The organism is Paraburkholderia bryophila (assembly GCF_013409255.1).
In the GTDB taxonomy this organism is placed as follows: Bacteria; Pseudomonadota; Gammaproteobacteria; order Burkholderiales; family Burkholderiaceae; genus Paraburkholderia.
Genome location: NZ_JACCAS010000001.1, coordinates 1,587,169 through 1,612,620, shown reverse-complemented (window position 1 = coordinate 1,612,620; position 25,452 = coordinate 1,587,169). Strand labels below are relative to the sequence as shown.

At 63.0% G+C, this 25,452-nt stretch carries 24 protein-coding genes; 11 read left to right on the top strand and 13 right to left on the bottom strand.

Annotation, left to right across the window (positions count from 1 at the left end):
* Positions 1–247: 247 nt before the first annotated feature.
* From GGD40_RS07230 to GGD40_RS07185, 10 genes are all read right to left on the bottom strand, one after another.
* Positions 248–994 carry an SDR family oxidoreductase gene (locus tag GGD40_RS07230; protein WP_179705914.1) on the bottom strand — a complete coding sequence of 249 codons (747 nt, stop codon included), beginning with the start codon at positions 992–994 and terminating at the stop codon, positions 248–250.
* Positions 995–1,051: 57 nt separating this feature from the next.
* The gene (locus GGD40_RS07225; RefSeq protein ID WP_179705912.1) at positions 1,052–1,636 is read right to left on the bottom strand and encodes an LOG family protein; all 585 of its coding nucleotides are present in this window, start codon (positions 1,634–1,636) and stop codon (positions 1,052–1,054) included.
* A gap of 2 nt (positions 1,637–1,638) precedes the next feature.
* Positions 1,639–2,364, bottom strand: coding sequence for a TetR/AcrR family transcriptional regulator (locus GGD40_RS07220; protein WP_134960478.1), 726 nt, complete (start codon positions 2,362–2,364; stop codon positions 1,639–1,641).
* Positions 2,365–2,675: 311 nt separating this feature from the next.
* On the bottom strand, positions 2,676–3,374 hold the full coding sequence (locus GGD40_RS07215) for a diacylglycerol kinase (protein WP_179743227.1): 699 nt from the start codon (positions 3,372–3,374) through the stop codon (positions 2,676–2,678).
* 20 nt (positions 3,375–3,394) lie between these two features.
* Positions 3,395–4,426: a glycosyltransferase family 4 protein gene (locus GGD40_RS07210; protein ID WP_179705908.1), complete on the bottom strand. Its 1,032-nt coding sequence runs from the start codon at positions 4,424–4,426 to the stop codon at positions 3,395–3,397.
* 30 nt (positions 4,427–4,456) lie between these two features.
* Positions 4,457–5,398 carry a UDP-2,3-diacylglucosamine diphosphatase gene (locus GGD40_RS07205; RefSeq protein WP_179743226.1) on the bottom strand — a complete coding sequence of 314 codons (942 nt, stop codon included), beginning with the start codon at positions 5,396–5,398 and terminating at the stop codon, positions 4,457–4,459.
* 193 nt (positions 5,399–5,591) lie between these two features.
* A complete protein-coding gene (locus GGD40_RS07200) occupies positions 5,592–6,107 on the bottom strand; it encodes an RDD family protein (RefSeq protein ID WP_179705906.1) in 516 nt (171 codons plus the stop codon).
* 12 nt (positions 6,108–6,119) lie between these two features.
* Positions 6,120–6,884, bottom strand: a complete 765-nt coding sequence (locus tag GGD40_RS07195) for a DUF3106 domain-containing protein (RefSeq protein ID WP_179743225.1) — start codon at positions 6,882–6,884, stop codon at positions 6,120–6,122.
* A 16-nt stretch (positions 6,885–6,900) separates the two neighbouring features.
* Positions 6,901–7,329 carry a DUF3619 family protein gene (locus GGD40_RS07190; protein ID WP_179705902.1) on the bottom strand — a complete coding sequence of 143 codons (429 nt, stop codon included), beginning with the start codon at positions 7,327–7,329 and terminating at the stop codon, positions 6,901–6,903.
* The gene (locus GGD40_RS07185) at positions 7,326–7,889 is read right to left on the bottom strand and encodes an RNA polymerase sigma factor (RefSeq protein ID WP_012432361.1); all 564 of its coding nucleotides are present in this window, start codon (positions 7,887–7,889) and stop codon (positions 7,326–7,328) included. Before GGD40_RS07185 ends, GGD40_RS07190 begins: the two co-directional genes overlap by 4 nt.
* A gap of 363 nt (positions 7,890–8,252) precedes the next feature.
* On the opposite strand from GGD40_RS07185, the gene GGD40_RS07180 reads away from it, so the two are divergent.
* The 6 genes from GGD40_RS07180 to GGD40_RS07155 all read left to right on the top strand — a co-directional run bounded on the left by GGD40_RS07180 (position 8,253) and on the right by GGD40_RS07155 (position 15,386).
* A complete protein-coding gene (locus GGD40_RS07180; RefSeq protein WP_179705900.1) occupies positions 8,253–10,016 on the top strand; it encodes an acetolactate synthase 3 catalytic subunit in 1,764 nt (587 codons plus the stop codon).
* Positions 10,017–10,127: 111 nt separating this feature from the next.
* Positions 10,128–10,619, top strand: coding sequence for an acetolactate synthase small subunit (ilvN, locus tag GGD40_RS07175; RefSeq protein WP_035551805.1), 492 nt, complete (start codon positions 10,128–10,130; stop codon positions 10,617–10,619).
* Positions 10,620–10,739: 120 nt separating this feature from the next.
* Positions 10,740–11,756, top strand: coding sequence for a ketol-acid reductoisomerase (gene ilvC / locus GGD40_RS07170; RefSeq protein ID WP_074763518.1), 1,017 nt, complete (start codon positions 10,740–10,742; stop codon positions 11,754–11,756).
* Positions 11,757–11,897: 141 nt separating this feature from the next.
* Positions 11,898–12,536 carry a phosphatidylserine decarboxylase gene (locus GGD40_RS07165; RefSeq protein WP_035551798.1) on the top strand — a complete coding sequence of 213 codons (639 nt, stop codon included), beginning with the start codon at positions 11,898–11,900 and terminating at the stop codon, positions 12,534–12,536.
* A gap of 24 nt (positions 12,537–12,560) precedes the next feature.
* Positions 12,561–13,427 (top strand): CDP-diacylglycerol--serine O-phosphatidyltransferase, encoded by an 867-nt coding sequence (pssA, locus tag GGD40_RS07160; RefSeq protein WP_111930397.1) that lies wholly within the window; start codon positions 12,561–12,563, stop codon positions 13,425–13,427.
* Between the two features lie 411 nt (positions 13,428–13,838).
* Entirely contained in the window at positions 13,839–15,386 is a 1,548-nt protein-coding gene (locus GGD40_RS07155) for a 2-isopropylmalate synthase (protein ID WP_179705898.1), read from the top strand.
* A gap of 100 nt (positions 15,387–15,486) precedes the next feature.
* Here the strand turns inward: GGD40_RS07155 and GGD40_RS07150 are convergent, their stop codons facing one another.
* The 3 genes from GGD40_RS07150 to GGD40_RS07140 form a co-directional block, all read right to left on the bottom strand.
* A complete protein-coding gene (locus GGD40_RS07150; RefSeq protein WP_179743224.1) occupies positions 15,487–17,121 on the bottom strand; it encodes a SulP family inorganic anion transporter in 1,635 nt (544 codons plus the stop codon).
* 186 nt (positions 17,122–17,307) lie between these two features.
* Positions 17,308–17,943 carry a carbonic anhydrase gene (locus GGD40_RS07145; RefSeq protein WP_179743223.1) on the bottom strand — a complete coding sequence of 212 codons (636 nt, stop codon included), beginning with the start codon at positions 17,941–17,943 and terminating at the stop codon, positions 17,308–17,310.
* A 242-nt stretch (positions 17,944–18,185) separates the two neighbouring features.
* On the bottom strand, positions 18,186–18,767 hold the full coding sequence (locus tag GGD40_RS07140) for a hypothetical protein (RefSeq protein ID WP_179743222.1): 582 nt from the start codon (positions 18,765–18,767) through the stop codon (positions 18,186–18,188).
* Between the two features lie 190 nt (positions 18,768–18,957).
* On the opposite strand from GGD40_RS07140, the gene GGD40_RS07135 reads away from it, so the two are divergent.
* The 5 genes from GGD40_RS07135 to tpiA all read left to right on the top strand — a co-directional run bounded on the left by GGD40_RS07135 (position 18,958) and on the right by tpiA (position 25,449).
* Positions 18,958–20,289 (top strand): branched-chain amino acid ABC transporter substrate-binding protein, encoded by a 1,332-nt coding sequence (locus tag GGD40_RS07135; protein ID WP_179743221.1) that lies wholly within the window; start codon positions 18,958–18,960, stop codon positions 20,287–20,289.
* A gap of 225 nt (positions 20,290–20,514) precedes the next feature.
* Positions 20,515–20,787, top strand: a complete 273-nt coding sequence (gene rpsO / locus GGD40_RS07130) for a 30S ribosomal protein S15 (protein WP_134960466.1) — start codon at positions 20,515–20,517, stop codon at positions 20,785–20,787.
* A 362-nt stretch (positions 20,788–21,149) separates the two neighbouring features.
* Positions 21,150–23,285: a polyribonucleotide nucleotidyltransferase gene (gene pnp / locus GGD40_RS07125; RefSeq protein ID WP_179705888.1), complete on the top strand. Its 2,136-nt coding sequence runs from the start codon at positions 21,150–21,152 to the stop codon at positions 23,283–23,285.
* Positions 23,286–23,503: 218 nt separating this feature from the next.
* Positions 23,504–24,520 carry an NAD(P)H-quinone oxidoreductase gene (locus GGD40_RS07120; RefSeq protein WP_179705886.1) on the top strand — a complete coding sequence of 339 codons (1,017 nt, stop codon included), beginning with the start codon at positions 23,504–23,506 and terminating at the stop codon, positions 24,518–24,520.
* Between the two features lie 146 nt (positions 24,521–24,666).
* The gene (tpiA, locus tag GGD40_RS07115; protein ID WP_179743220.1) at positions 24,667–25,449 is read left to right on the top strand and encodes a triose-phosphate isomerase; all 783 of its coding nucleotides are present in this window, start codon (positions 24,667–24,669) and stop codon (positions 25,447–25,449) included.
* Positions 25,450–25,452 lie beyond the last annotated feature (3 nt).

The window sequence follows — 25,452 nt, the reverse complement described above, 5'->3', positions numbered from 1 at the left end:
GTAGGCGGCAACATGGGCCGCTTACTGATGTTTTTTGCCAGGTGTCGCAGGCGCTTGCATGCCATGCGATTCGCAGCGATTGTAGTCCGAGTTTATTACTGTTGATTACAGAAAATGCGGGAATCGGCGCGGCTATTTCGCACCTGACCGCGATTCCTCGTCAAATCGACGGGAATCTGTAAGGAGGAGAGAAAAAGATCGCCGCGAGAAGCGGCTGGTGGGAGATGAGAGCGGGGGAAAACGGCGCTCAGCGGCCGCCGGCCACGTCGAGCAGCGCGCCCGTCACGTACGACGCGGCGTCGCTCAGCAACCAGACGATGGATTGCGCCACTTCGTCGGCGCTGCCCGGGCGGCCCAACGGCGTGGTCGCGCCGAGTTGGGCGGCGCGCTCCGGCTTGCCGCCGCTCGCGTGGATTTCGGTGTCGATCAGGCCGGGGCGCACCGCGTTCACGCGCACGCCTTGCGGGCCGAGTTCCCTGGCAAGACCGAGCGTGAGCGTGTCGACCGCGCCTTTCGACCCCGCATAGTCGATGTATTCGTTCGGCGAACCCAACCGCGACGCCGCCGACGACACATTGACGATCACACCGCCCGCGCCGCCGCGAGCCGTCGACATGCGCCGCGCCGCTTCGCGCGCGCACAGATAGGCGCCGAGCACGTTGACGTCGAACATGCGCTTCAGGCGCGCGAGGTCCATGTCGGCAAGCTGGCTCGACGGCGCGACGATACCGGCGTTGTTGACGAGCGCGTCGACGCGGCCGTACGCCTGCTGCAGTGTGTCGAACGTGGCGATCACGTCGGCTTCGCTGGAGACGTCGCCGGCAATCGGCAAGGCGCGGCCACCGGCGCGTTCGACGTCGGCGGCGGTGGCTTCAGCCGCCGCGCGGTTGCTCGCGTAGTTCACACCGACGGACCAGCCGAGCGCACCCAGCAATCGGGCGGTCGCACGGCCAATGCCGCGGCTGCCGCCTGTGATCAGAACCGTTTTTGTCATGGGAGTCTCGTTGGCCGGGCGCGGAGCGCGCCCGCTTGGAGCTTCAAACTTCGAGATTCAAACCGCGTCGCGTTTGATCGCCCACTTGTCGTTGGCGGGCGGTTGATAGCGTTGCAGCTTGCCGATCAGTTCGACCGGATCGGCATCCACTTGCAGGATGTCGAAGTAGGTCTGACGCATGAAGCCTTCTTCCACCGTGTGCTGCAGCAGGCTGATCAAGGGATCGTAGAAGCGGTCGATATTGAGCAGCGCCACCGGCTTCTGGTGATAGCCGAGCTGCGCCCACGTGTAGACCTCGAAGAACTCTTCGAGCGTGCCCGCGCCGCCAGGCATCGCCACGAACGCGTCGGACAGATCGGCCATCATCTTCTTGCGATGATGCATGTCGGGCACCACGTGCAATTCGGTCAGCCCGTTATGGCCGACTTCCTTGTTGACCAGCAGCTCGGGAATCACGCCGATCGCACGGCCGCCTTCGGCCATGACCGTATCGGCGATCACGCCCATCAGGCCAACCTTGCCGCCGCCATAGACCAGCGCGAGATCGGCTTGCACCAGCGCGCGGCCGAACGCGCGCGCCGCGTCCGCGTACAGCGGTTTGGCTCCGTTCGCGGAGCCGCAATACACACACACCGACTTCATGCTCAAACGTCCTTCGGTTCGTTGCGGGGCGCGGCGCCTTCCTTCGGTGGCAGGTAGTCGTAAAACTCGCGCTTGGGCAGCTTGCCCGACACGAGGTCGTCGAAAATCTGCCGCGAGCGGCCGCGCAGATAAGGCGCCATCAGCGACACGATCTGCACGCTCACCTGATGCAGCTCCGCGCGCATCGCTTCCTGCTCGTTGTATTTGCGCGGGTTCATCACGAACTGATACGACAGCCAGTAGGTGCCGATCACGCCCACGTTAGTGGCGATCACGCTCAGCTCTTCCGGCGTGACGACCATTTCACCATCGGCGACGAGTTGCTCGCAGAACTGGCTGGCAAACCGCACCTTGTGACTGATGATCTGCTTGAAGTGCGTTTCGAGCGTGCGATTACGCGCCAGCAGGTCGTTCAGATCACGATACAGAAAACGGTAGCGCCATGTGAAATCGACCATGTACTGCAGGTATGACCACATTTCGTCGATGGTCGCGCGATGGTCGTCGGGGAAACGCAGACGCTTTTCGATCTCCTGCTCGAACTGGCTGAAGATGCTGTTGATGATGTCGTCTTTGTTGCGGAAGTGGTAGTACAGGTTGCCTGGACTGATTTCCATTTCCTCGGCGATCGTCGTCGTCGTGACGTTCGGCTCGCCGATTTCGTTGAAGAGCTTCAACGAGAGTTCGAGAATCCGTTCGCGCGTGCGGCGGGGAGGTTTGGCTTCCATGTCGTCCGGCCCTGGTTTCGCCGGGCTGGGCGCTTGGGCGGCATGCCGCTGCTGCGTGATCCACCCGGACGCGGTTGGTATATTGAGTGCCCTCAAATCTGCCGTTGTGCGGCAGATCCCTGCGGGGCAAGAAAAACCTGGGGACGACCCAGCGTTTTCTTGTGGGACTGTCGGACGATTATAAACCGACCGTTCTTATACCAAGCAGATACTCAGGGTTTTCATTCTTTCGGACGCCTTGCGCCGGCGCGCCGAGTGCTTTTTCCGCGTGTTTTCAGGCGGTTTTCGCACGCTATGCGCGCAAGCGTCCGTCACCATGTGCGGATCCAATGCCCGACGAGCGGCCCGACGATCAGCCCCCACGTCATCACGCACATGCCGAGCGCGACCATCACCGCCGCGCTGCCGAGGTCCTTCGCGCGACGCGACAGTTCATGGCGTTCCAGCGAGATGCGATCGATCGCGGCTTCCACGCTCGAATTCAGCAACTCGACGATCAGCACCAGCAGCACCGAGCCGAGCAGCAGCACGCGCGATACGGGTTCGACCGGCACGAGTACGCCGCACGGAATCAGAATCGCCGCGAGCGTCAATTCCTGACGGAACGCGCTTTCTTCTCGGATCGCGACACGAAAGCCGGCGAGCGAGTTTTTCATCGCGTGCCACGCGCGGGTGAGGCCGCGATTGCCTTTGTACGGATTGAAGGGCAGCGGCGCGAGCGGGTCGTCGGGACTGAGCGGTTCGTGCTGGGTTTCGCTCGCGTTGCTCGTGTCGTTTGTGTTCGCTTGGTTGGCGTTCACGGGGCTTGCGTCCGCGCGACTCGCACCCGTATGCGTCGCGCCGTGAGCGCCGTTCATGCCGCTCAATCCCTGCGCGCGCTCCGCATGATCCGGCGTGCCGGGTTCGCTCACGTCGTCGAACGGTTCGATGTTCGCCGTCTCGTTCGCGCCGTCGATAGCGCGTAGCGCGCGTGGGGTGGCGCGCGCTGCGGTGGATTGTCTGATTGGCATGGACAGCTCGGCGCGCCGCGTCAGGCGGCGGCGCTTTCCTCTCGGTACGACGTGCGCGGCAGCGGCTTCAGATGGGCGGCGAACTGTTCCGAGGCCGCGGTCCACGAGAAGCGCTCTGCCCACGCGCGTGCATGGTTACGATCGATCTTCAGGGCTTCGAGGCAGGCCTCGCGCAGGTCTTCGTGCATCGCGCCCGCGCCGCCGTTGCCGAGCACATCGATCGGACCGGTGACGGGATACGCCGCGACCGGCGTACCGCAGGCGAGCGCTTCGAGCAGCACCAGCCCGAAGGTATCGGTGCGACTCGGGAACACGAAGACGTCGGCGGCAGCATACACCTTGGCCAGTTCGGCTTGCGTCAGCACACCCAGATAATTCGCCTGCGGATAGCGCGACTTCAATTCGGCGAGCGCGGGGCCTTCACCGGCAACCCACTTCGAGCCGGGCAGATCGAGCTTCAGAAACGCCTCGACATTTTTCTCGACGGCGACGCGGCCCACGTACAGAAAAATCGGCCGCGCGCTGTTGAGCACCTTCGAGTCCATCTGGTGAAAGATCTCCAGATCGACGCCGCGAGTCCACAGCACCACATTCGTGAAGCCGAATTTTTCGAGGTCGGTTTTGACCACCGGCGTCGGCGCCATCACCGCCAGCGAAGGCTTATGGAACCAGTGCAGGAACTTGTAGGTGAGGCCGATCGGAATGCCGAAGCGCGCCTGCACGTACTCCGGAAAGCGCGTGTGATAGGCGGTCGTGAAGGGCAGCTTGTGCTTGATCGCGTAATTGCGAGCGGCCATGCCGAGCGGGCCTTCAGTGGCGATGTGCAGTGCGTCGGGCGCGAACGTGTTGATCCGTTCGTGCAGCTTGCGGCGCGGCAGCAGCGACAGGCGAATCTCGGGGTAAGTCGGGCAGGGGATCGTCTTGAATTCGAGCGGCGTCAGCAGGTCGACGTTGTGGCCGAGCGCGGTGAGTTCACGGGTGGTGTTCTTCAGCGTGCGCACGACGCCATTGACCTGCGGTTCCCATGCGTCGGTGACGATCATGATCTTCATCGGTGTTGGCCCTATGAAAGTTAAGAGGGACTACGCGGTCGCCCGGGCCTTTTGCACGTCGACTTCCGGGGAGCGCATCACAGTCCAGTAGATCACCTTGAGTTCGCCTTCATACGTCTCGACCAGCGCGGAGAGGCTTTCGACCCAGTCGCCGTCGTTGCAATACAGCACGCCGTCGATGTCGCGGATCTCGGCTTTGTGGATGTGTCCGCAGACCACGCCGTCGCAACCGCGGCGGCGCGCTTCGTCGGTCATCACGCGTTCGAACGAGGAGATGAAATTCACCGCGTTCTTCACCTGATGCTTCAGGTATTGCGACAGCGACCAGTACGGGAAGCCGAGCCGGCTGCGGATCCGGTTGAACCAGCGGTTCAGGATCAGGATCATCGTGTAGAGCGTGTCGCCGAGATACGCGAGCCACTTGGCGTGCTGGATCACGCCGTCGAACAGATCGCCGTGCACGATCCACAGGCGTTTGCCGGCGAGCGTCGTGTGGAACGCCTCGCCGCGCACGTGGATGTCGCCGAACGCGAGGTCGCAGAACTGGCGCGCGGCTTCGTCGTGATTGCCGGGCACGTAGACGACCTGGGTGCCTTTGCGGGCTTTGCGGAGGATCTTCTGCACCACGTCGTTATGCGCCTGCGGCCAGTACCAGCCCTTCTTCAACTGCCAGCCGTCGATGATGTCGCCGACGAGGTACAGATATTCCGACTCGTTGTAGCGCAGGAAGTCGAGCAGATAGGGCGCCTGGCAGCCGCTCGAACCGAGATGGATGTCGGACAGCCAGATGGTGCGATAACGATGCGGCTCGGCATGGTCGTCGTCGTGATGACCGGCGGAAGCGTCGAGCGGCAAGGAGGCCATAGGCAGCGGCAAGCCGTGACTGGGGTTGGGTTCCGGGCGGAACGCGACAGGGTCGACGCTCGGGCCGGTTTGGCGGAACAGGGAAGTCGCGGACGTTTTGGGGTCCATGGCTCACGCGTCGAGTTGCAGTGACCGTATTGAGCCTGGCTCGCGTGACTGTGCCGTGACAGTCACGAGAAGTTCTTATTACTGCGGGAAGTGGGGCGGCAGCGGGGAGGTGGGGCGACGGCGAGGGACGGTCGTGCGCGGTGCGGGGCGTGCGGGGTTAAGGCGAGGGGGCGAGAGGCGTTTTAGCTCGATGCTATACACCGATCACCCGGGTGCCGGCGAGGCGGTCGTGCAGGAACTGACGCTGCGGATCGAAGCGGCCCGTTGCAGCCCACAGCACGAACCAGATGCCGGCGATCAGCAGCGTCTGCGGCAGCTTCAGCCCAAGCAGCGGATGCAAGGCGAGCGGCGGCAGAAACCACAGCCACGTCAGCACGTAGCGGACGATCGCGCGACCGGTGGAAAGCGGCGCGCCGTCGGCGGCGACTACGCGCAGGCGCCAGGTTTTCATCGGCAGGGTCTGGCCGCTGTGGGTCCAGAACCACACGAAGTACACACCGACCACGAGCCCGATCCAGGCCGCCAGCAGGTCGTGATGAGTCAGACCGTTGCGTTGCTGCGTGAGCGTGCTGAACAGATAACCGGCGATGAACACCACGCCGAACAGGATCACCGCTTCGTAGAGCAGCGCCGCGAGGCGCCGTCGAACGGTCGGAGCGATGCTGGGCGCATCAACGGGCAGTGTCGGGGTGGTGAGCGGCTGGGACACGGGCGAGCCGGATCAGGAGCCGTTGAAAATCGACGGCGCCTCGGCCGGCGAAACCGGCAGCGGCGTGGCGGGCACGAAACTGCCCGCGGCGGGAATGGCCGGCACGACGGCGGCCGGACTCGGCAGCGCCGCTGCTGCTGCCGCGCTGGCCGCTGCCGCGCCGCTCGCGCCGTGCTCACGCGCATTGACGAGACGATCGATGCCCTTGATCTCGGTGCGCCCCGACGGCGGCGCGCTGATCACGCTCGGCCTACGCTTGCGCTCGCTGGCCGCGAGCCGTTCCTTCTGCTCTTCAGGCAACTGCTGATAGGTCTTCCACGCGTACTGACGCGTCTCTCGCGGCAGTTCCTTCGACACCTGATAGTTTTCACGCGCGACGCGCCGTTGATCGGGCGTCATGCGGACCCATTCAGTCATGCGGTCGTGCAGGCGTTTTTGCGCATCGGGCGACATTTTTGGGTAACGCGACGCGATCTTGATCCATTTGCGCTTGCGTTCATCGCTGAACGAATCCCAAAGGGGTTCGAACGGTGCAAGCGCGATATGGTCGGCCGAACTGAGACGCGACCATGCCATCGGACTGTTGCTGCCGGGCAGGCCCGGCAGTTCCACGGCGAGCGTGGGCGCGGGCGCCTTGGCGGTGGCCGTGTTGCTACCCGCGGCGGGTGTGCTGGGGCCCGTCGGGCTCGGGTAAAAGCGCGGATAAGTCGCGGCGAACGACACCAGGGCCGCGATCGTGCATCCGAAAACAACGGCCAGGCCGCGCTTGTAACTCACCCGAAGAATCTCCCGCTCAGTGGGCGCGTGAAAGATACGCGTTGAAGCCGTGGTCAAGGTAGGCATTGAGCGGCAGATCGTCGCTTAGCATGGCGGCATCGATATCGGCGAGTTCGGCGGTGCGCTGCTGGTCTTCCCAGTAGGCAATTCCCACCAGGCTCACGACCAGCGCGACGAGCGGCCACGCGAGCGCGAAGCGGCGCAGCGGCGAGCGGCGGCGCTGCGGCAATTCGACCGGCGGCATGCCAGCCGGCATGCCCGCGCCGGCGAAAGCGGGCACGAACACCGGCGCGCTCACCGTTTCGGGCTTCTTGCGGGCGAGCGCGGCACGGCGCGCCGCGGCGAGCCGGTCGACGGCGGCGGTGGGAATGCTGGCGGCGTTTTCGTCGAGCGCGCGGCGCATTTGGCGGGCGAACTCGAGTTCTTTGGTTTCCAGGGAGCTCATAGCGTGATTCCTTTAGCCTTGAGCGCTTGCGCCAGCGTGTGCGTGGCCCGCGAGCAGTGCGTCTTCACACTGCCTTCGGAGCAGCCCATCGCGGCGGCAGTCTCGGCGACATCCATATCTTCCCAATAACGCATGAGAAACGCCTCCCGTTGACGTGCCGGTAACTTTTGGATCTCGTCGTCGATTAACTGCAGAACCTGTTCGCGTTCGAGTTTTTGTTCGTTGCTCTCCGAACCCGCCGAGCCTTGCTGGGCTTCGAAGGTCTCGAGCGGGTCGAAATCTTCGTCGTCGGCGTTGCCGAGCGACGAAAACAGACTCACCCAAGTATTGCGCACTTTCGCACGACGGAAATAGTCGTGCATCGCATTCTGGAGAATACGCTGAAACAGCAGCGGAAGTTCGGCCGCCGGACGGTCGCCATATTTTTCGGCGAGCTTGATCATCGCGTCCTGCACGATATCTAGCGAGGCGTCGTCGTCCCGCACGGCGTAGACCGTCTGCTTGAATGCGCGCCTTTCGACGCCCGCCAAAAAATCGGCGAGTTCCTTGTCTGATGCCATCCGTTGGGGGTCGGCGCAGCGAGCGTGCGCGTAATCGGTCGAAAAATGTCGTAAAACTCGCGGATCCTAACAAACTTTTGCGCCGCTGGGGCGAAACGTGATCCACCTTGCATCTCTATAACAAGCTTTCGGTCGATCTGGAGAGACCGGAGAGATTCGGGGGCAGGGCGCTCAGGCAATATTTGCTTGACCGCGTGGGCGTCAGCAGATATCTTCGCTGGTTCGCAACACAAGTGATTTGTCTCAATTGAGGTGTGGCCCAAGAAGCTCACCTGTCAACTGGACGCGCAGCTTGAACCCGAGCCACAAGCCCGGCAGAGAGCACCCGATCAAATTTTTGCCGAAATTTCGAAAGGTGAATAAATGAATATGCCCAGCGCGGAATTCTCCACGTCGGATACGACTCCTCATCCCGAAGCTGACTCTATCGGCGCCACCGTGCTCATGAAGGCACTGGCCGACGAAGACGTCGAGTTCATCTGGGGCTATCCCGGCGGCTCGGTACTTTATATTTACGACGAGCTGTACAAGCAGGACAAGTTTCAGCACATTCTCGTGCGCCACGAGCAGGCCGCGGTCCACGCAGCCGACGCTTATGCGCGCTCCACCGGCAAGGTCGGCGTGTGCCTCGTGACGTCCGGTCCGGGCGTCACCAATGCGGTGACCGGCATCGCCACCGCCTACATGGATTCGATCCCGCTCGTCGTGATCAGCGGCCAGGTGCCGACTGCCGCGATCGGCCAGGATGCTTTCCAGGAGTGCGACACGGTCGGCATCACGCGTCCCTGCGTGAAGCACAATTTCCTCGTGAAAGATGTGCGCGACCTCGCCGCCACCGTCAAGAAAGCTTTCTTCATTGCCCGTACCGGCCGTCCCGGCCCGGTGCTGATCGATATTCCGAAAGACGTGTCGAAGACGCCGTGCCAGTACGAACCGTTGAAGAGCGTGTCGCTGCGCTCGTACAACCCGGTCACGAAGGGCCACTCGGGGCAGATTCGCAAGGCCGTGTCGTTGTTGCTGGGCGCGAAGCGTCCGTACATCTACACTGGCGGCGGCATCATCCTTGCGGACGCAGCGCGTGAATTGAACCAGTTCGCCGACCTGCTCGGCTATCCGGTCACCAACACGTTGATGGGTCTGGGCGGCTACCGCGCGAGCGACAAGAAATTCCTCGGCATGCTCGGCATGCACGGCACGTACGAAGCCAACATGGCCATGCAGCACTGCGACGTGCTGATCGCCATCGGCGCGCGTTTCGACGACCGTGTGATCGGCGATCCGGCGCACTTCGCGTCGCGTCCGCGCAAGATCATCCATATCGACATCGATCCTTCTTCCATCTCCAAGCGCGTCAAGGTCGACATTCCGATCGTCGGCGACGTGAAGGAAGTGCTGAAGGAACTGATCGAGCAGTTGCAAACGGCCGAGCATGGCCCCGACACCGCGGCGCTCGCCGACTGGTGGAAGGACATCGAAGCCTGGCGCGCCAAAGACTGCCTGAAGTTCGACCGCAAGAGCGACATCATCAAGCCGCAGTACGTGGTGGAAAAGGCGTGGGAGCTGACCGACGGCAATGCCTTCGTGTGTTCCGACGTCGGCCAGCACCAGATGTGGGCGGCCCAGTTCTATCGCTTCAACAAGCCGCGCCGCTGGATCAACTCCGGTGGTCTCGGCACGATGGGCTTCGGCCTGCCGGCGGCGATGGGCGTGAAGATGGCGCACCCGGACGACGACGTGCTCTGCATCACGGGCGAAGGCTCGATCCAGATGTGTATCCAGGAACTCTCGACCTGCAAGCAGTACGAGACTCCGGTGAAGATCATCTCGCTGAACAACCGCTATCTGGGCATGGTGCGCCAGTGGCAGCAGATCGAATACAGCAAGCGCTATTCGCATTCGTACATGGATGCGCTGCCGGATTTCGTGAAGCTCGCCGAAGCGTACGGCCACGTCGGTATCCGTGTCGAACACACGGCCGACGTCGAACCGGCGTTGAAGGAAGCGCTGCGCCTGAAAGATCGCACGGTGTTTCTCGATTTCCAGACCGATCCGACCGAAAACGTCTGGCCGATGGTCCAGGCCGGCAAGGGCATCACCGAGATGCTCATGGGTTCGGAAGATCTATAACGACGGCTTTCGTGCCGGCTTCGTCACGCGTGCCGTCAAAAACGGCGAACGCGGGCGAAGCGGCGCGAATCCGCTCGCAGACATCGACAAAACATCTGGAAGAAGCGAATCATGAGACACATCATTTCAGTCCTGCTGGAAAACGAACCGGGCGCGTTATCACGCGTGGTGGGCTTGTTCTCGGCACGCGGCTACAACATTGAAACCTTGACGGTGGCTCCGACCGAAGACCGTTCGCTGTCGCGCATGACCATCGTCTCCATTGGCTCGGACGACGTGATCGAACAGATCACGAAGCATCTGAACCGCCTGATCGAGGTGGTGAAAGTGGTCGACCTTACCGAGGGCGCCCACATCGAGCGCGAGCTGATGTTGATCAAGGTGAGGGCGGTCGGCAAGGAACGTGAGGAAATGAAGCGGATGTCGGATATTTTCCGCGGCCGCATCATCGACGTCACCGAAAAGACCTACACGATCGAATTGACGGGCGCGAGCGAGAAGCTCGACGCCTTCATCGAAGGGATCGACTCCACGGCGATTCTCGAAACCGTCCGGACGGGTGGTTCGGGCATCGGTCGCGGCGAGCGCATTCTGAAAGTGTGACGCTCAACGCCAACCCGTCTCGATCAAGGCCGGGCGGAGCCTTAAAAATCCCGCCAGGCAGCACAACATTCGCAGTATTTGAATTTCACAGTTATCACCGAATTTAGCCAAGGAACCGACATGAAAGTTTTCTACGACAAGGACGCTGACCTCTCCCTCATCAAGGGCAAGCAAGTCACCATCATCGGCTATGGCTCGCAAGGCCATGCGCACGCGCTGAACCTGAAGGAAAGCGGCGTGAACATCACGGTCGGTCTGCGTAAGGGCGGCGCATCGTGGAGCAAGGCTGAAAACGCCGGCCTGCAAGTCAAGGAAGTGGCTGAAGCCGTGAAGGGCGCGGACGTCGTCATGATGCTGCTGCCGGACGAGCAGATCGCCGAAGTCTACGCAAAAGAAGTGCACGCGAACGCCAAGCAAGGCGCGGCGCTGGCCTTCGCGCACGGCTTCAACGTGCATTACGGTCAAGTGATTCCGCGTGCCGACCTCGACGTGATCATGATCGCGCCGAAGGCTCCGGGCCACACGGTTCGCGGCACGTACTCGCAAGGTGGCGGTGTGCCGCACCTGATCGCGGTCGCACAAGACAAGTCGGGCGCAGCACGTGACATCGCGTTGTCGTACGCTGCGGCGAACGGCGGCGGCCGTGCCGGCATCATCGAAACCAACTTCCGCGAAGAAACGGAAACCGACCTGTTCGGCGAACAAGCCGTGCTGTGCGGCGGTACGGTCGACCTGATCAAGGCCGGCTTCGAAACGCTGGTGGAAGCGGGCTACGCGCCGGAAATGGCGTACTTCGAATGCCTGCACGAACTGAAGCTGATCGTCGACCTGATCTATGAAGGCGGCATCGCCAACATGAACTACTCGATCTCGAACAACGCCGAATACGGCGAGTACGTGACGGGTCCGCGCATCGTGACGGCTGAAACGAAGAAGGCGATGAAGGCCGTGCTGACCGACATTCAGACGGGCGAGTACGCGAAGAGCTTCATCATCGAAAACAAGGCCGGCGCACCGACGCTGCAATCGCGCCGCCGTCTGACGGCTGAACACCAGATCGAAACGGTCGGTGCGAAGCTGCGTTCGATGATGCCGTGGATCGCCGCCAACAAGCTGGTCGACCAGTCGAAGAACTAAGCTAGTCACCGCTTTTGCCCGGTGCGGCGCCAAGCCGCAAACGTAACGAAAGAGCCGGGCAGATCAAAAAGCCGTCCAAGGGTGCTGAACCCTGGGCGGCTTTTGCTATCCTACGGTTTTACAAAAACACAGAAGCCATTCATGAATTACCCTCATCCGATCATCGCGCGAGAAGGCTGGCCGTTCATCGCCATCGCGGCCGTCGTTGCACTACTGGTTCACTTCTTCGCGGGGTTCGGCATTTCATGGCTGTTCTGGCTGCTGCTGATCTTCGTCGTCCAGTTCTTCCGCGATCCCGCACGTCCCATTCCCACTCAGGCGAATGCGGTGCTGTGTCCGGCGGACGGCCGTATCGTCGCAGTCGAGACCGCGCATGATCCGTATGCCAATCGTGAAGCGCTGAAGATCAGCGTGTTCATGAACGTGTTCAACGTCCACTCGCAACGCTCGCCGGTGGATGGCGCGATTTCCAAGGTCGAATATTTCCCGGGCGCGTATCTGAATGCCGCCGTGGATAAAGCGTCGACGGAAAACGAACGCAATGCGGTGGTGATCGAAATGGCCGGCGGCCAGACGGTGACTTCGGTGCAGATCGCCGGTCTGATCGCGCGGCGCATTCTTTGCTACGTCCGGGCGGGTGAGCCGCTCACGCGTGGTCAACGTTATGGATTCATCCGGTTCGGTTCGCGAGTCGACGTGTATCTGCCGGTGGGCAGCCGTCCGCGTGTGTCGATCGGCGAGAAGGTTTCGGCGTCGTCCACGATCCTCGCTGAACTATAAAGCGGCACCAAGGAGGTTTTCCGAATGGCCGCATTCAAACCGCGTCGCCCCCGCAACAGCGGACCGCTGCCGCGTCCGTTTCGCCGTAACAAGCCGATGGTGGCTGAGGCGGCGGTCGACAGCCGGCGCGCGCAACGTCAGCAGTTCCTGAGAAAACGCGGCATTTATCTGCTGCCTAACGCGTTCACCACCGCGGCGCTGTTCTGCGGCTTCTTTGCCGTCGTGCAGGCCATGAACGTGCGCTTCGAAGTCGCGGCCATCGCGATCTTCGTCGCGATGGTGCTCGACGGCATGGACGGCCGCGTCGCGCGTATGACGCATACGCAAAGCGCATTCGGCGAGCAGTTCGACAGTCTGTCGGACATGGTGTCGTTCGGCGTCGCGCCGGCGCTCGTCATGTACGAATGGATTCTGAAGGACCTTGGCCGTTGGGGCTGGCTCGCGGCGTTCGTCTACTGCTCGGGCGCGGCGCTGCGTCTGGCGCGCTTCAACACGAACATCGGCGTGGTCGACAAGCGTTTCTTCCAGGGCATGCCGAGCCCGGCGGCGGCGGCGCTGATCGCCGGTTTCGTGTGGCTCGCCACCGACAACCGCGTGCCGCTCAAGCTGGTCTGGCTGCCGTGGGTCGCCTTCGTCCTGACCATCTACGCGGGTGTGACGATGGTGTCGAACGCGCCGTTCTATAGCGGCAAGGCGCTGGACGTGCGGCATCGCGTGCCGTTCGGCGTGATTCTGCTGGTGGTGCTGACGTTCGTGCTGGTGTCGTCCGATCCGCCGCTGATGCTGTTCGGCCTGTTCGTGCTGTATGGCCTGTCGGGCTATGTGTTCTGGGGTTACCAGGCGCTGCGCGGCCGCGCCAATCCGGCGCGTTCGGTGGTGCGGGACCGGTGAAATTCGAGCGAAAGCGGGTGTCTTACAACCTGCATGCGATAGGACAAAACGGCGGCCGGAAGGCCGCCGTTTTTCGTTGTGCGGAGCCCGTCGGCAGCGCCGCGCAGGCAGGTTCGGCGCTAATTGCACGGCAGGGGGAATGCCGTTATAGTCGTTCGTTGAATACATTCACACACTCTTTTGATGCGCCACGTGCCTCGCAGGCCGGCGCGCCATCAAGCGTGCTAGCGCGTGGCTCGCGCTGATCGTCGCACGTATTGTCGCGTGAGTCGCTGAGTGAGTCATATTCGGCCCGCCGCTCCGTTTGCCGCGTCTGTGGCCGAACGTCGCCAGCGGTGGCGCAGAAACCTCCGGACACCCCCATTCCAAGATCCGATCCCCACAATTGAACGACTCCTCAGGAGACCCGACATGTCCGACAAACTGATCATATTCGACACCACCTTGCGCGACGGCGAGCAATCGCCCGGCGCGTCGATGACGAAAGAAGAAAAAATCCGCATCGCGAAGCAGCTCGAGCGGATGAAAGTGGACGTGATCGAAGCCGGCTTCGCGGCGAGCTCGAACGGGGACTTCGACGCGATCCAAACCATCGCCGGCATGATCAAGGACAGCACGATCTGCTCGCTGGCCCGCGCGAACGACAAAGACATCCAGCGCGCGGCCGACGCGCTCAAGCCGGCCGATCATTTCCGCATCCACACGTTCATCGCCACGTCGCCGCTGCACATGGAGAAGAAGCTGCGCATGACGCCGGACCAGGTGTTCGAGCAGGCGAAGCTGGCGGTGCGTTTCGCCCGCAAATTCACCGACGACGTCGAGTTTTCGCCGGAAGACGGCAGCCGCTCGGACATGGATTTCCTGTGCCGCGTGCTCGAGGCAGTGATCGCCGAAGGCGCGACCACGATCAACATCGCGGATACGGTCGGTTACGGCGTGCCGGAGTTGTACGGTCAGATGGTGAAAACGCTGCGCGAGCGCATTCCGAACTCGCACAAGGCGGTGTTTTCGGTGCATTGCCACAACGATCTCGGCATGGCGGTGGCGAACTCGCTGGCCGGCGTGCAGATTGGCGGCGCGCGTCAGGTGGAGTGCACGATCAACGGTCTCGGCGAGCGCGCGGGCAACACGTCGCTCGAAGAAATCGTGATGGCGGTGAAGACCCGCAAGGATTATTTCGGTCTCGAGGTGGGCCTCGACACGACGCAGATCGTGCCGGCGTCGAAACTGGTGTCGCAAATTACCGGTTTCGTCGTGCAGCCGAACAAGGCGGTGGTCGGCGCGAACGCCTTCGCTCACGCCTCCGGCATTCACCAGGACGGTGTGCTGAAGGCGCGCGATACCTACGAAATCATGCGGGCCGAAGACGTGGGCTGGAGCGCGAACAAGATCGTGCTCGGCAAACTGTCGGGCCGCAATGCGTTCAAGCAGCGTCTGAAGGAATTGGGCATTGCGCTGGACAGTGAGGCGGAGCTGAACACCGCGTTCGCGCGCTTCAAGGAACTGGCCGATCGCAAGTCGGAAATCTTCGACGAAGACATCATCTCGATCGTCACCGAGGAATCGGCGGCCGCGCAGGAGAAGGAGCACTACAAGTTCCTGTCGCTGTCGCAGCATTCGGAAACCGGCGAGCAGCCGCACGCGAAGATCGTGTTCTCGGTGGAAGGCAAAGAGGTGACCGGCGAAGCACGCGGCAACGGCCCGGTCGACGCCACGCTCAATGCGATCGAAACGGAAGTGGGCAGCGGTTCGGAGCTGCTGCTGTACTCGGTGAACGCGATCACCACCGGCACGCAGGCGCAGGGCGAAGTGACCGTGCGGCTGTCGAAGAGCGGGCGTATCGTCAACGGCGTCGGCACCGATCCGGATATCGTCGCGGCCTCCGCCAAGGCGTATATCTCGGCGCTCAACAAGTTGTATTCGAACGTCGACAAGTTGAATCCGCAACGTTCGGAGTGAGTGATACGAACGCGGGGCGCTGATGGCGTGGCCGCGGAACGTTAGAAAAAAGCCCCGTGCCTTGAATGGCGCGGGGCTTTTTCGCTTGGCAAGCCGTGCGCTATTCCGCCGCCGCACGCCGCATCGACCAGCCACGCGCCGCGCGCGCCTGCGCCTGAACCTGATGTCGCACCTCGACCGCGATCCCTCGGCGCGGCGCATCGGCCACGAAGGTGTCGAGCAGTTCGCGCACGTCATGATCGACGAAATCGGCACGCGTCGCGTCGACGATCAACGTGGCGCCGTCGGGAATCTGCTGCAGGTAATGCTTGAGCGGTACCTTGCCGAGGAACGACACGTCCTTGCGAAACGACAGCAGATAGTGATCGCCGTGCTGCGCCAGCACGATCGGACCGCGCAGGTTGGCAACCAGCGCGAGCAGCACGCTGCACAGAATGCCGAGCACGATGCCGATCAACAGATCGGTCGCGAGCACGCCGACCAGCGTGACGATAAACGGTGCGAACGGCGCGAAACCTTGCCGGGCAATGGCGACGAATAACGACGGTTTGGCGAGCTTCACGCCCGTGAAAATCAGGATCGCCGCGAGACAGGCGAGCGGAATCAGATTGATGACGCTGGTGAGCGCAAACACGCTGATCAGCAGCAACACGCCGTGAATGATCGCCGACAGCCGGCTTTGCGCGCCCGCATGCACGTTCGCCGAACTACGCACGATCACCGACGTGATCGGCAAGCCACCGATCGCGCCCGCGATCAGATTGCCCACGCCTTGCGCCTTCAGTTCGCGATCCGGCGGCGCGGCGCGTCGCTGGGGATCGATCTGCTCGACGGCTTCGAGGCTCAGCAGCGTTTCAAGACTCGCGACGATCGCCAGCGTGATGGCCACGCGCCAGATGTCGGGATTGACGAGTTGCGCGAAGTGCGGCCCGAAGTCGGCCCATTGAAGCGCAACCTGCAACGCCGCGAACGATTCCAGCGACGGCAGCGCAACGCGGTGTTCGGCCGGCGGTGCGAGCGAAGGCGCGAGCACGCTGAGCAGCAAAGTCGCGCCGATGCCGAGCAACACGACGGCGAGCGGTGCGGGCAGCAGACGCACGAGCTTGAAGCGTCGCATGGCGCGGGTTTCCCAGCCGACCAGAATCGCCAGCGACAACAGCGTGATGACACAGGCCGCGAGCGAGATCGAGCCGAACGGCGTAGCGATCGCGCCGACGGCTTGCGCGCCGGACGCCGCGGACATCGCCGACGAAGCCGACGAAGCCGACGAAGCCGACGAAGCCGACGAAGCCGACGAAGCACCCGAGGCCCCGCCCAGCCCCAACGCCAGCGGGAACTGCTTGACGATCAGCAGCACGCCGATCGCGGCCAGCATGCCTTTGATCACCGGTGACGGCACATACGCCGCGAATCGCCCGGCCTTGAGCATGCCGAAGCCGAACTGGATCGCGCCGGACAGCAGCACGGCCAGCAGGAACGCGGAAAAGCTGCCGAGCTGCGCGATCCCGTCGATGACGATCACGACGAGGCCCGCTGCCGGACCGCTTACGCTCAGGCGCGAACCGCTCAGCACGGCCACCACCAGACCGCCGACGATGCCCGAAACGAGCCCGGCGAACGGTTCGACGCCCGACGCGTTCGCGATGCCTAGACAGAGCGGCAGCGCCACCAGAAAAACGACCGTGCCCGCAAGCAGGTCGCGCTGAAACGTAGAAAAGAAAGCGCGTAGATTCATGGTGTCCGTGCAGTGAGATGTAAGGCGCTGGCGCGCGGCTTGGGTGGGTGGCGAAGAGCGAAGAACTGTTGCTGACTACCGGGTCGGCTGCGAAAGCTACGGCGCGTGCATGCATGCGCATGCGTGCGATGCGGCGTTCTTCAGCACGGGTTAGCGCTCCTTTGTGTTCTTCAGCGTTCTTTACCGTTAAGCCGCGCTATGCGCAGCGGTCGCGCAGGTCATCGCGTCGTCGGCTTCGTAACCGGACGTGAGCACCTTGATACGACCGTCTTCGAGCGCGAAGATCCAGCCGTGGACGAGCGGCGCCGGTCCGGCTTCCTGCACGATCGGATGCGCGCGTAAGCGGCGTACCTGGTCCAGCACGTTGAGTTCGGCGAGCCGGTCGATGCGTTCACGCTCGGTCGCGCGGCCGTCGAGTTCGTCGCGATGCGCGCCCGCCAGCGCGCACAACGGCGCGATCCGGCGGTCCACATGCGGCAGGCTCGGCTCGGGCGGCAGCAGCGCGGCGCGCACGCCGCCGCAGCCGTAGTGACCGCAAACGATCACGTGCCCCACCTTCAGCACCTTCACCGCGTATTCGAGGACGCTCGCGGAGTTGTCGTCGTCCGGCTGAAACAGGTTGGCGATGTTGCGATGGACGAACAGGTCGCCGGGCTCGCAATGTGTGATGGTTTCGGCGGGCACGCGGCTGTCCGAGCAGCCGATCCACAGCACGTGCGGGTTTTGCCCGCGGACCAGATCACGAAAAAACGCGGGGTTGCGCACGGCGGTTTCATGCGCCCACGCGACGTTGGCGACCAGCAGGCGTTTGGGACGGTTCATCGATAGCGGCTCCGTGAGTGGGGCGCATTGATCCGGCTGAGTTTCGCGACGGCTGTGCTCGCCTGTCAGCCAGCGGTTCCGTCGCCTCAGCGGATATCGAATCAATGCTTACGAATGCCTTTCTATCAAAAAATAAATCCACTGGGCGAGAAATAAAATTCGCCTGCATGCGAAATAAATAAAAAAAAGCCGCCTGGGGAGGCGGCTTTCGTAGATCCATACGGACCGGTTCGAGCAAATGCTTAGAACAGGCCGCGGCGATCGGGATCATGCAACGGATCCGGCGTTTTCTGCGTGGTCCGCAGAATGCCCTGATCGTCGAAATAAAAGCTGTACATCATGTACCAGACGTTGTCTTCCTGATAACGGTAGGTCCAGACTTGGCGCTTCATCAACGGGAAGTACGCGGTTTCGACCGGTCGGCCGAAGTTCACCAGCACGTCGCTCTTGGTCCATTTGCCGATTTCCGCCCGGTAGAACTCGTTGGGCTGCAGCACCTGACGGACGTTGACGATCTTGCCGGACGCGTCGATGTCGGCGGCCGTGGTCGTTTCGCCCATCGGCTGGGTCGGCCACATTAGCCGTTTGCCGCCGTTCGGCAGGTCGTAGCTTTCGCGCGGCGGGCCGAGGCGCGCGACGATGGTCGATTCGTCGGCGCCTGTCTGGAATTGCTGCCAGGGTTGCGCGCAGCCGGCGAGCGCCAGCGCGCTCAGGCAGACGAGCGCGGCGCGGCGCAGGCGCGAAGCGGCTTGAACGCGGGCGGCCGGCGTACCGGCGGCCGGCGTATCGGTCGAAGCCGCCGTGACGGCGTGGCGGTTGAACATGAATTCCTCCGATGGCATTTGAGTCGCGGTTTTTATCATCGAGACCCGGTATTTTGACACGCGCTGCGGCGAAACAGCGGCGCTTCGTGCAAGGCCGCCCGGTCAGTACAGTAACGCTTGCGGCGGCTTGCTTATTCCGTCTCGAACGACCTATGATCCGCGCTTCGACGAATCAAGCGGGGCGATCACGATGGCGAAGTGGCAACGGGCGGCAGCAGGCGCGCTGGCGATAATTTCGATAGTGGCGGCGGGTTACGCGGTGGCGCAGACGGCGGCAAGTCAGGCACCCGCATTCGCAGCAAAACCCGCGACCCAGCCCGCCAGCAAACCGACCGGCGGCCCGATTCAGCTCGCGCTGATCGAAGGCATGTCCGGTCCGTTCGCGAACGCGGGCGCCGCGGTGGAGCGCAATCTGCGCTTCGGCGTCGAGCAGGTGAACGCGCAGGGCGGCGTGAAGCTCGCCGACGGCGCGCATCCGTTCGAACTGGTCGTGCTGGACAGCAAAGGCAGCGCCGAAGAGGCGCTAACGCAACTGCGCGCGGCCGCCGACCGCCATATCGGTTACATCATGCAAGGCAACAGTTCGGCGGTCGCCGCCGCGCTGATCGGCGCGATCGACAAGCAGAACAGCCGCGAGCCGGCCAACCGTGAGCTGTTCCTCAACTATTCCGCCGACGACCCCGCGTTGACCAACGCCAACTGCAGCTTCTGGCACTTCCGCTTCGACGCTCACGCGGGCATGCGCATGGATGCGCTGGCCGATGTGATCCAGCGCGGCAAGGCGGTGAAGAAGGTCTACCTGCTGAATCAGGACTACAGTTTCGGCCACGACGTCAGCAGCCTCGCGCGTTCCACGCTGGCGGCGAAGCGCCCGGATATCGCGGTGGTCGGCGACGAGTTCCATCCGATCGGCCGCGTGAAGGATTTCGCGCCGTATATCGCGAAGATCCGCGCGAGCGGCGCCGATGCGGTGATCACGGGCAACTGGGGCAACGACCTGACGCTGCTCGTCAAAGCGGCGCGCGAGCAGGGTCTGGACACGAAGTTCTACACCTTCTACGGCAACAGCCTCGGCGCGCCGGCCGCGCTCGGCGACGCCGGCGTCAAACACGTGATCGCGGTGGCCGACTGGCATCCGAACGCGGGCGGCGTAGCCTCCGACGCCTGGTACGCCGCGTTCCGGGCCCGTTTTCCGGCCGCCCAGGACGATTACCCGGTGCTGCGTATGCCGCTGATGGTCGAAACCCTGGCCGCGGCGATGAACCGTGCCGGCAGCGCCGACCCGCTGGTCGTCGCCCACGCGCTTGAGGGCATCAGGTTCGACAACGGCTTCCTCGCCTCGTGGATGCGCGCCGACGACCATCAACTGATCCAGCCGCTCTACGTGATGGAGATGGACAAAGCCGGCACACCGGGCGTGCATTTCGATAACGAAGGCTCCGGCTACGGTTTCCGCACGGTGCTGGCGCTGCCGTCCGAGCGTACCGTGCCGCCGACCAGCTGCAAGATGAAACGGCCGTAAGGCGTGTCTCGCGCAGCCTTCCTGCTGCCGAGTTGTCCTCGAATCGTCCTCGAATTGCCCTTGAATCGTCCCGGTGCAGCAGGGTTCGCGGCCGCAAAGGGCTGTGCTACAATACGCGTCCCGTTGTGAGGCATGGCCTATTAGTGTTTAGGCTTCAGCTACGGGAGTAACCCACGGCACGGCCTTTCTTCCGTGACCGCCTGTCTAGTTCTTAAGGAAATCGACATGTCCGCAGTTGAAACAAGCAAGAAGTCCGACGTCGTTGCGCAATTCGCACGCGCAGCTAACGACACCGGCTCCCCCGAAGTTCAGGTCGCGCTGCTCACGACCCGCATCAACGAACTGACGCTCCACTTCAAGGCTCACACGAAAGATCACCACAGCCGCCGCGGTCTGCTGCGCATGGTGAGCCGCCGTCGTAAGCTGCTCGACTACCTGAAGGGTAAGGACGCTGATCGTTACCGCACGCTGATCGAGAAGCTGGGTCTGCGTAAGTAATCGGGCGCGCGGTTAGGCGCTCTTGGCAAGATGCCTGTGTCAGTTCCGCTGATGCAGGCATTTTGTTTTTGCACGGTGCGCTTCATGTGACGCGCGCCGCCTGTTTTCCGCAGTGGCGTGCCGGTTCATGCGGCGGGAGCAGGAAGTAGGAAAGCAGCAGTAAAAGCAGTAGAGCAGGCAGCACAAAAGAAACATGGCCGGGCTTCAGGGCAGAGCTTTGTGTCATTCCAGCGGTTCGCGCGCGTACTCGACGTAGGGCGTGGTTCTCTGGAATGGCATAACACTACTCTTCCCCCTGCGGCGCCGGTCCTGGCGTTGCCGCGCCGCTTCTGGTCCGCGCGGCATTACGAAGAGGAAAAGCAATGACTATGTTCAATAAGATCGTCAAAGAATTTAAGTGGGGCCAACATAACGTTCGCCTCGAAACGGGCGAAGTCGCTCGTCAGGCGAGCGGTGCGGTGATCGTCGATATCGAAGACACCGTCATCCTGGCAACCGTGGTCGGCGCCAAGACCGCGAAGCCGGGTCAGGACTTTTTCCCGCTGACCGTCGACTACCTCGAAAAAACCTACGCCGCCGGTAAGATCCCGGGCGGCTTCTTCCGCCGCGAAGGCCGTCCGTCGGAAGGCGAAACGCTGACCTCGCGCCTGATCGACCGACCGCTGCGTCCGCTGTTCCCGGAAGGCTTCTACAACGAAGTCCAGGTCGTGATCCACGTCCTGTCGCTGAACCCCGAAATCCCCGCTGACATTCCCGCGCTGATCGGCGCGTCGGCGGCGCTCGCCATTTCCGGTCTGCCGTTCAACGGCCCGGTCGGCGCAGCACGCGTGGCCTATATCAACAACGAATACGTGTTGAACCCGACGCGTCCGCAAATGAAGGAATCGGCGCTCGACCTGATCGTCGCCGGTACGGAACGCGCGGTGCTGATGGTGGAATCGGAAGCGCAGCAACTGAGCGAAGAAATCATGCTCGGCGGTGTCGTGTTCGGTCACGACCAGATGCAGATCGCGATCGACGCGATCCATGAGCTGGTCCGCGAAGGCGGCAAGCCGGAATGGGACTGGAAGCCGGCCGCGAAAAACGAACCGCTGATCGCACGCGTGGCGGAACTGGCGCAAGCCGACTTGCTCGCTGCTTACCAGCTCCGCGACAAGCAGGCACGTTCGACCAAGCTGAAGGAAGTCTACGCAGCGACGTCGGCGAAGCTGGAGCAAGACGCAGCGGCAAGCGGCACGGTAGCGGCAGACAAGGCCACCGTCGGCAATGTGCTGTTCGACATCGAAGCGAAGATCGTCCGTACGCAGATCCTGAACGGCGAGCCGCGTATCGACGGCCGCGACACGCGCACCGTGCGCCCGATCGAAATCCGTACCGGCGTGCTGCCGCGTACGCACGGTTCGGCACTGTTCACGCGCGGCGAAACGCAAGCACTGGTGGTCGCAACGCTCGGCACCAAGGGCGACGAGCAGAACATCGACGCGCTCGAAGGCGAGTACCGCGAGCGCTTCATGCTCCACTACAACATGCCTCCGTTCGCGACCGGCGAAACGGGTCGCGTCGGTTCGCCGAAGCGCCGTGAAATCGGTCACGGCCGTCTGGCCAAGCGCGCGCTGGCGGCCTGCCTGCCGAGCGCCGACGAGTTCGGCTACTCGATTCGCGTGGTGTCGGAAATCACCGAATCGAACGGTTCGTCGTCGATGGCTTCGGTGTGCGGCGGCTGCCTCGCACTGATGGACGCCGGCGTGCCGATGAAGGCGCACGTCGCCGGCATCGCGATGGGCCTGATCCTCGAAGACAACAAGTTTGCCGTGCTGACCGACATCCTCGGCGACGAAGATCACCTCGGCGACATGGACTTCAAGGTGGCGGGTACGGAACAAGGCGTGACCGCGCTGCAGATGGACATCAAGATCCAGGGCATCACCAAGGAAATCATGCAGGTCGCTCTCGCGCAAGCGAAGGAAGGCCGCATGCATATCCTGAGCAAGATGACCTCGGCGGTGTCGGGCGCGAACACGGTGCTGTCGGACTACGCACCGCGCATGATCACCATCAAGATCAACCCGGAAAAGATCCGCGACGTGATCGGCAAGGGTGGTTCGGTGATCCGCGCGCTGACCGAAGAAACCGGCACGACGATCGATATTTCGGACGACGGCGTCGTCACCATCGCCAGCACGAGCAGCGAAGGGATGGCCGAAGCGAAGAAGCGTATCGAGAACATCACGCTGGAAGTCGAAGTGGGCCAGGTGTACGAAGGCACCGTGCTCAAGCTGCTCGATTTCGGCGCGATCGTGAACATCCTGCCGGGCAAGGATGGTCTGCTGCACATCTCCGAAATCGCCAACGAGCGTATCAAGGACATCAACGACTACCTGAAGGACGGCCAGCAAGTGAAGGTCAAGGTCATCCAGACGGACGAAAAGGGCCGCGTGCGCTTGTCGGCCAAGGCGTTGCTGAACGACGCGCCGCAAGGCGAGCCGACGCCGGAGTAATCCGGTAGCGGGGCAACGGCCGGCAGCGCGAATGCGCGCCGGCCGTTTTTCATGAAGGGTGCAGGGTGGATTGCGTTGCGAACGTATGCGAATGAGTACAACCGGGTACTCTGTTTGCATGGAGCGCTTCGTCGTAAGTCAGACGGTTCGCGTTTTGAGCGGCGTGCAATAGGTGTGCAACGGGTGTGCAACGCAATCCAATCTTGGAGTTGACGCAGATGAAAGCGATCGAAATCACCGAATTCGGTGCGCCGGATGTCCTCAAGCTCGCCGAGCGGCCCATGCCGCAGCCGAAAGCGGGCGAGGTGCTGATCAAGGTGGCGGCTTCCGGCATCAACCGTCCGGACGTGTTTCAGCGCAAGGGCGGCTATGCGCCGCCGCCGGGCGCGTCGGATCTGCCGGGGCTGGAGGTCGCGGGCGAGATTGTCGGCGGCACGATCGACGAGAAGAACAATCCGTTCGGTCTGAAGATCGGCGATCGCGTCTGCGCGTTGCTGGCCGGCGGCGGCTACGCGGAATACGCGGCCGCGCCGCTACTGCAGTGCTTGCCGGTGCCGCGGGGTTTGTCGGATGTCGAAGCGGCTTCGCTGCCGGAGACTTTCTTCACGGTCTGGAGCAATGTGTTCGACCGTGCGCAACTCGGCAAGGGCGAAGGCGCGCCGAACGAGACGCTGCTGGTGCAAGGCGGTTCGAGCGGCATCGGCGTGACGGCGATCCAGATTGCGCATGCGCTGGGTTTTCGTGTGTTCGCCACCGCCGGCTCGGACGAAAAGTGCCGTGCGTGTGAGGCGTTGGGCGCCGAGCGGGCGATCAACTACAAAACCGAGGATTTCGTCGAAGTCATCAAGTCGCTTACCAACGACCGTGGCGTCGACGTGGTGCTCGACATGGTGGCGGGCAGCTACGTGCCGCGTGAGCTCACCGCGCTGGCCGAAGGCGGCCGGATCGTGCTGATCGCGTTGCTGGGCGGCGCGAAAGCGGAGCTGAATCTGAACGACGTGCTGCGCCGCCGGCTGACGGTGACGGGTTCGACGCTGCGTCCGCGGCCGATCGAATTCAAGGCGAAGATCGCCGCGCAGTTGAAAGAACGCGTGTGGCCGCATCTCGAAGACGGGCGCATCAAGCCGGTGGTGCATCGCGTGTTTCCGGCCGCGCAGGCGGCCGAAGCGCACACGCTGATGGAGAGCAGCACGCACGTCGGCAAAATCGTGCTGAGCTGGGGTCAGGACGCGTGACGCGAGCGGCTCGATACGGCCTTGACACAGGCTGTTTGACCCGATCCACCCCACGCAGTAAAATTGCGCGTTTTGCGCACGCCGCATGAATCCGAAAGGCGGGCTGTAAGCGCAAACGAAGTCCGCCGCCAAGATAAGACGAGACGATGTCGAAACAACGAGCCAAGCTGGTAGTCGGTAACTGGAAAATGCACGGGCGCCTCGCTGAAAATGCGGCCCTGTTGCAGGCCGTGGCGCAAGGCGCGAGCGCCTTGCCTGGCGACCTGCGAGTCGGTGTCTGTGTGCCGAGCCCGTATCTCGCGCAGGCTCAGTCGTTACTGGCGGGCAGCCGGATCGTGTGGGGCGTGCAGGACGTCTCCGCGTTCACGCATGGCGCCTATACCGGCGAAGTGGCCGCGCCGATGGTGGTGGATTTCGGCGCTTCGCTCGCGATCGTCGGACACTCGGAACGCCGTGCATATCATCGCGAAAGCGCCGAGCTGGTCGCGGTGAAAACGCAGCGTGTGCTGGAGGCGGGGTTGACGCCGATCGTCTGTGTCGGCGAAACCCTCGAAGAGCGCGAAGCCGGTGCGACCGAGCAGGTAGTCGGCACGCAACTGGACGAAGTGCTGGCGAAGCTGTCGGTGCAAGACGCGGCGCGTATTGTCGTCGCGTATGAGCCGGTCTGGGCGATCGGCGCCGGCAAGAGCGCGACGTCGGAGCAGGCGCAGGCGGTCCACGCGTTCCTGCGTTCGCGTCTGGCGGCTAAGGGCGCGGAAGTGGCGGATGTGCCGCTGTTGTACGGCGGCAGTGTGAAGCCGGAAAACGCGGAAGAATTGTTCCGTCAACCGGATATCGACGGTGGCCTGATTGGCGGCGCGTCGTTGAAAGACCAGGATTTTCTGGCGATCTGCAAGGCGGCTGCGGCTGTAGTGGGCGTCGCTGGCTAAGCA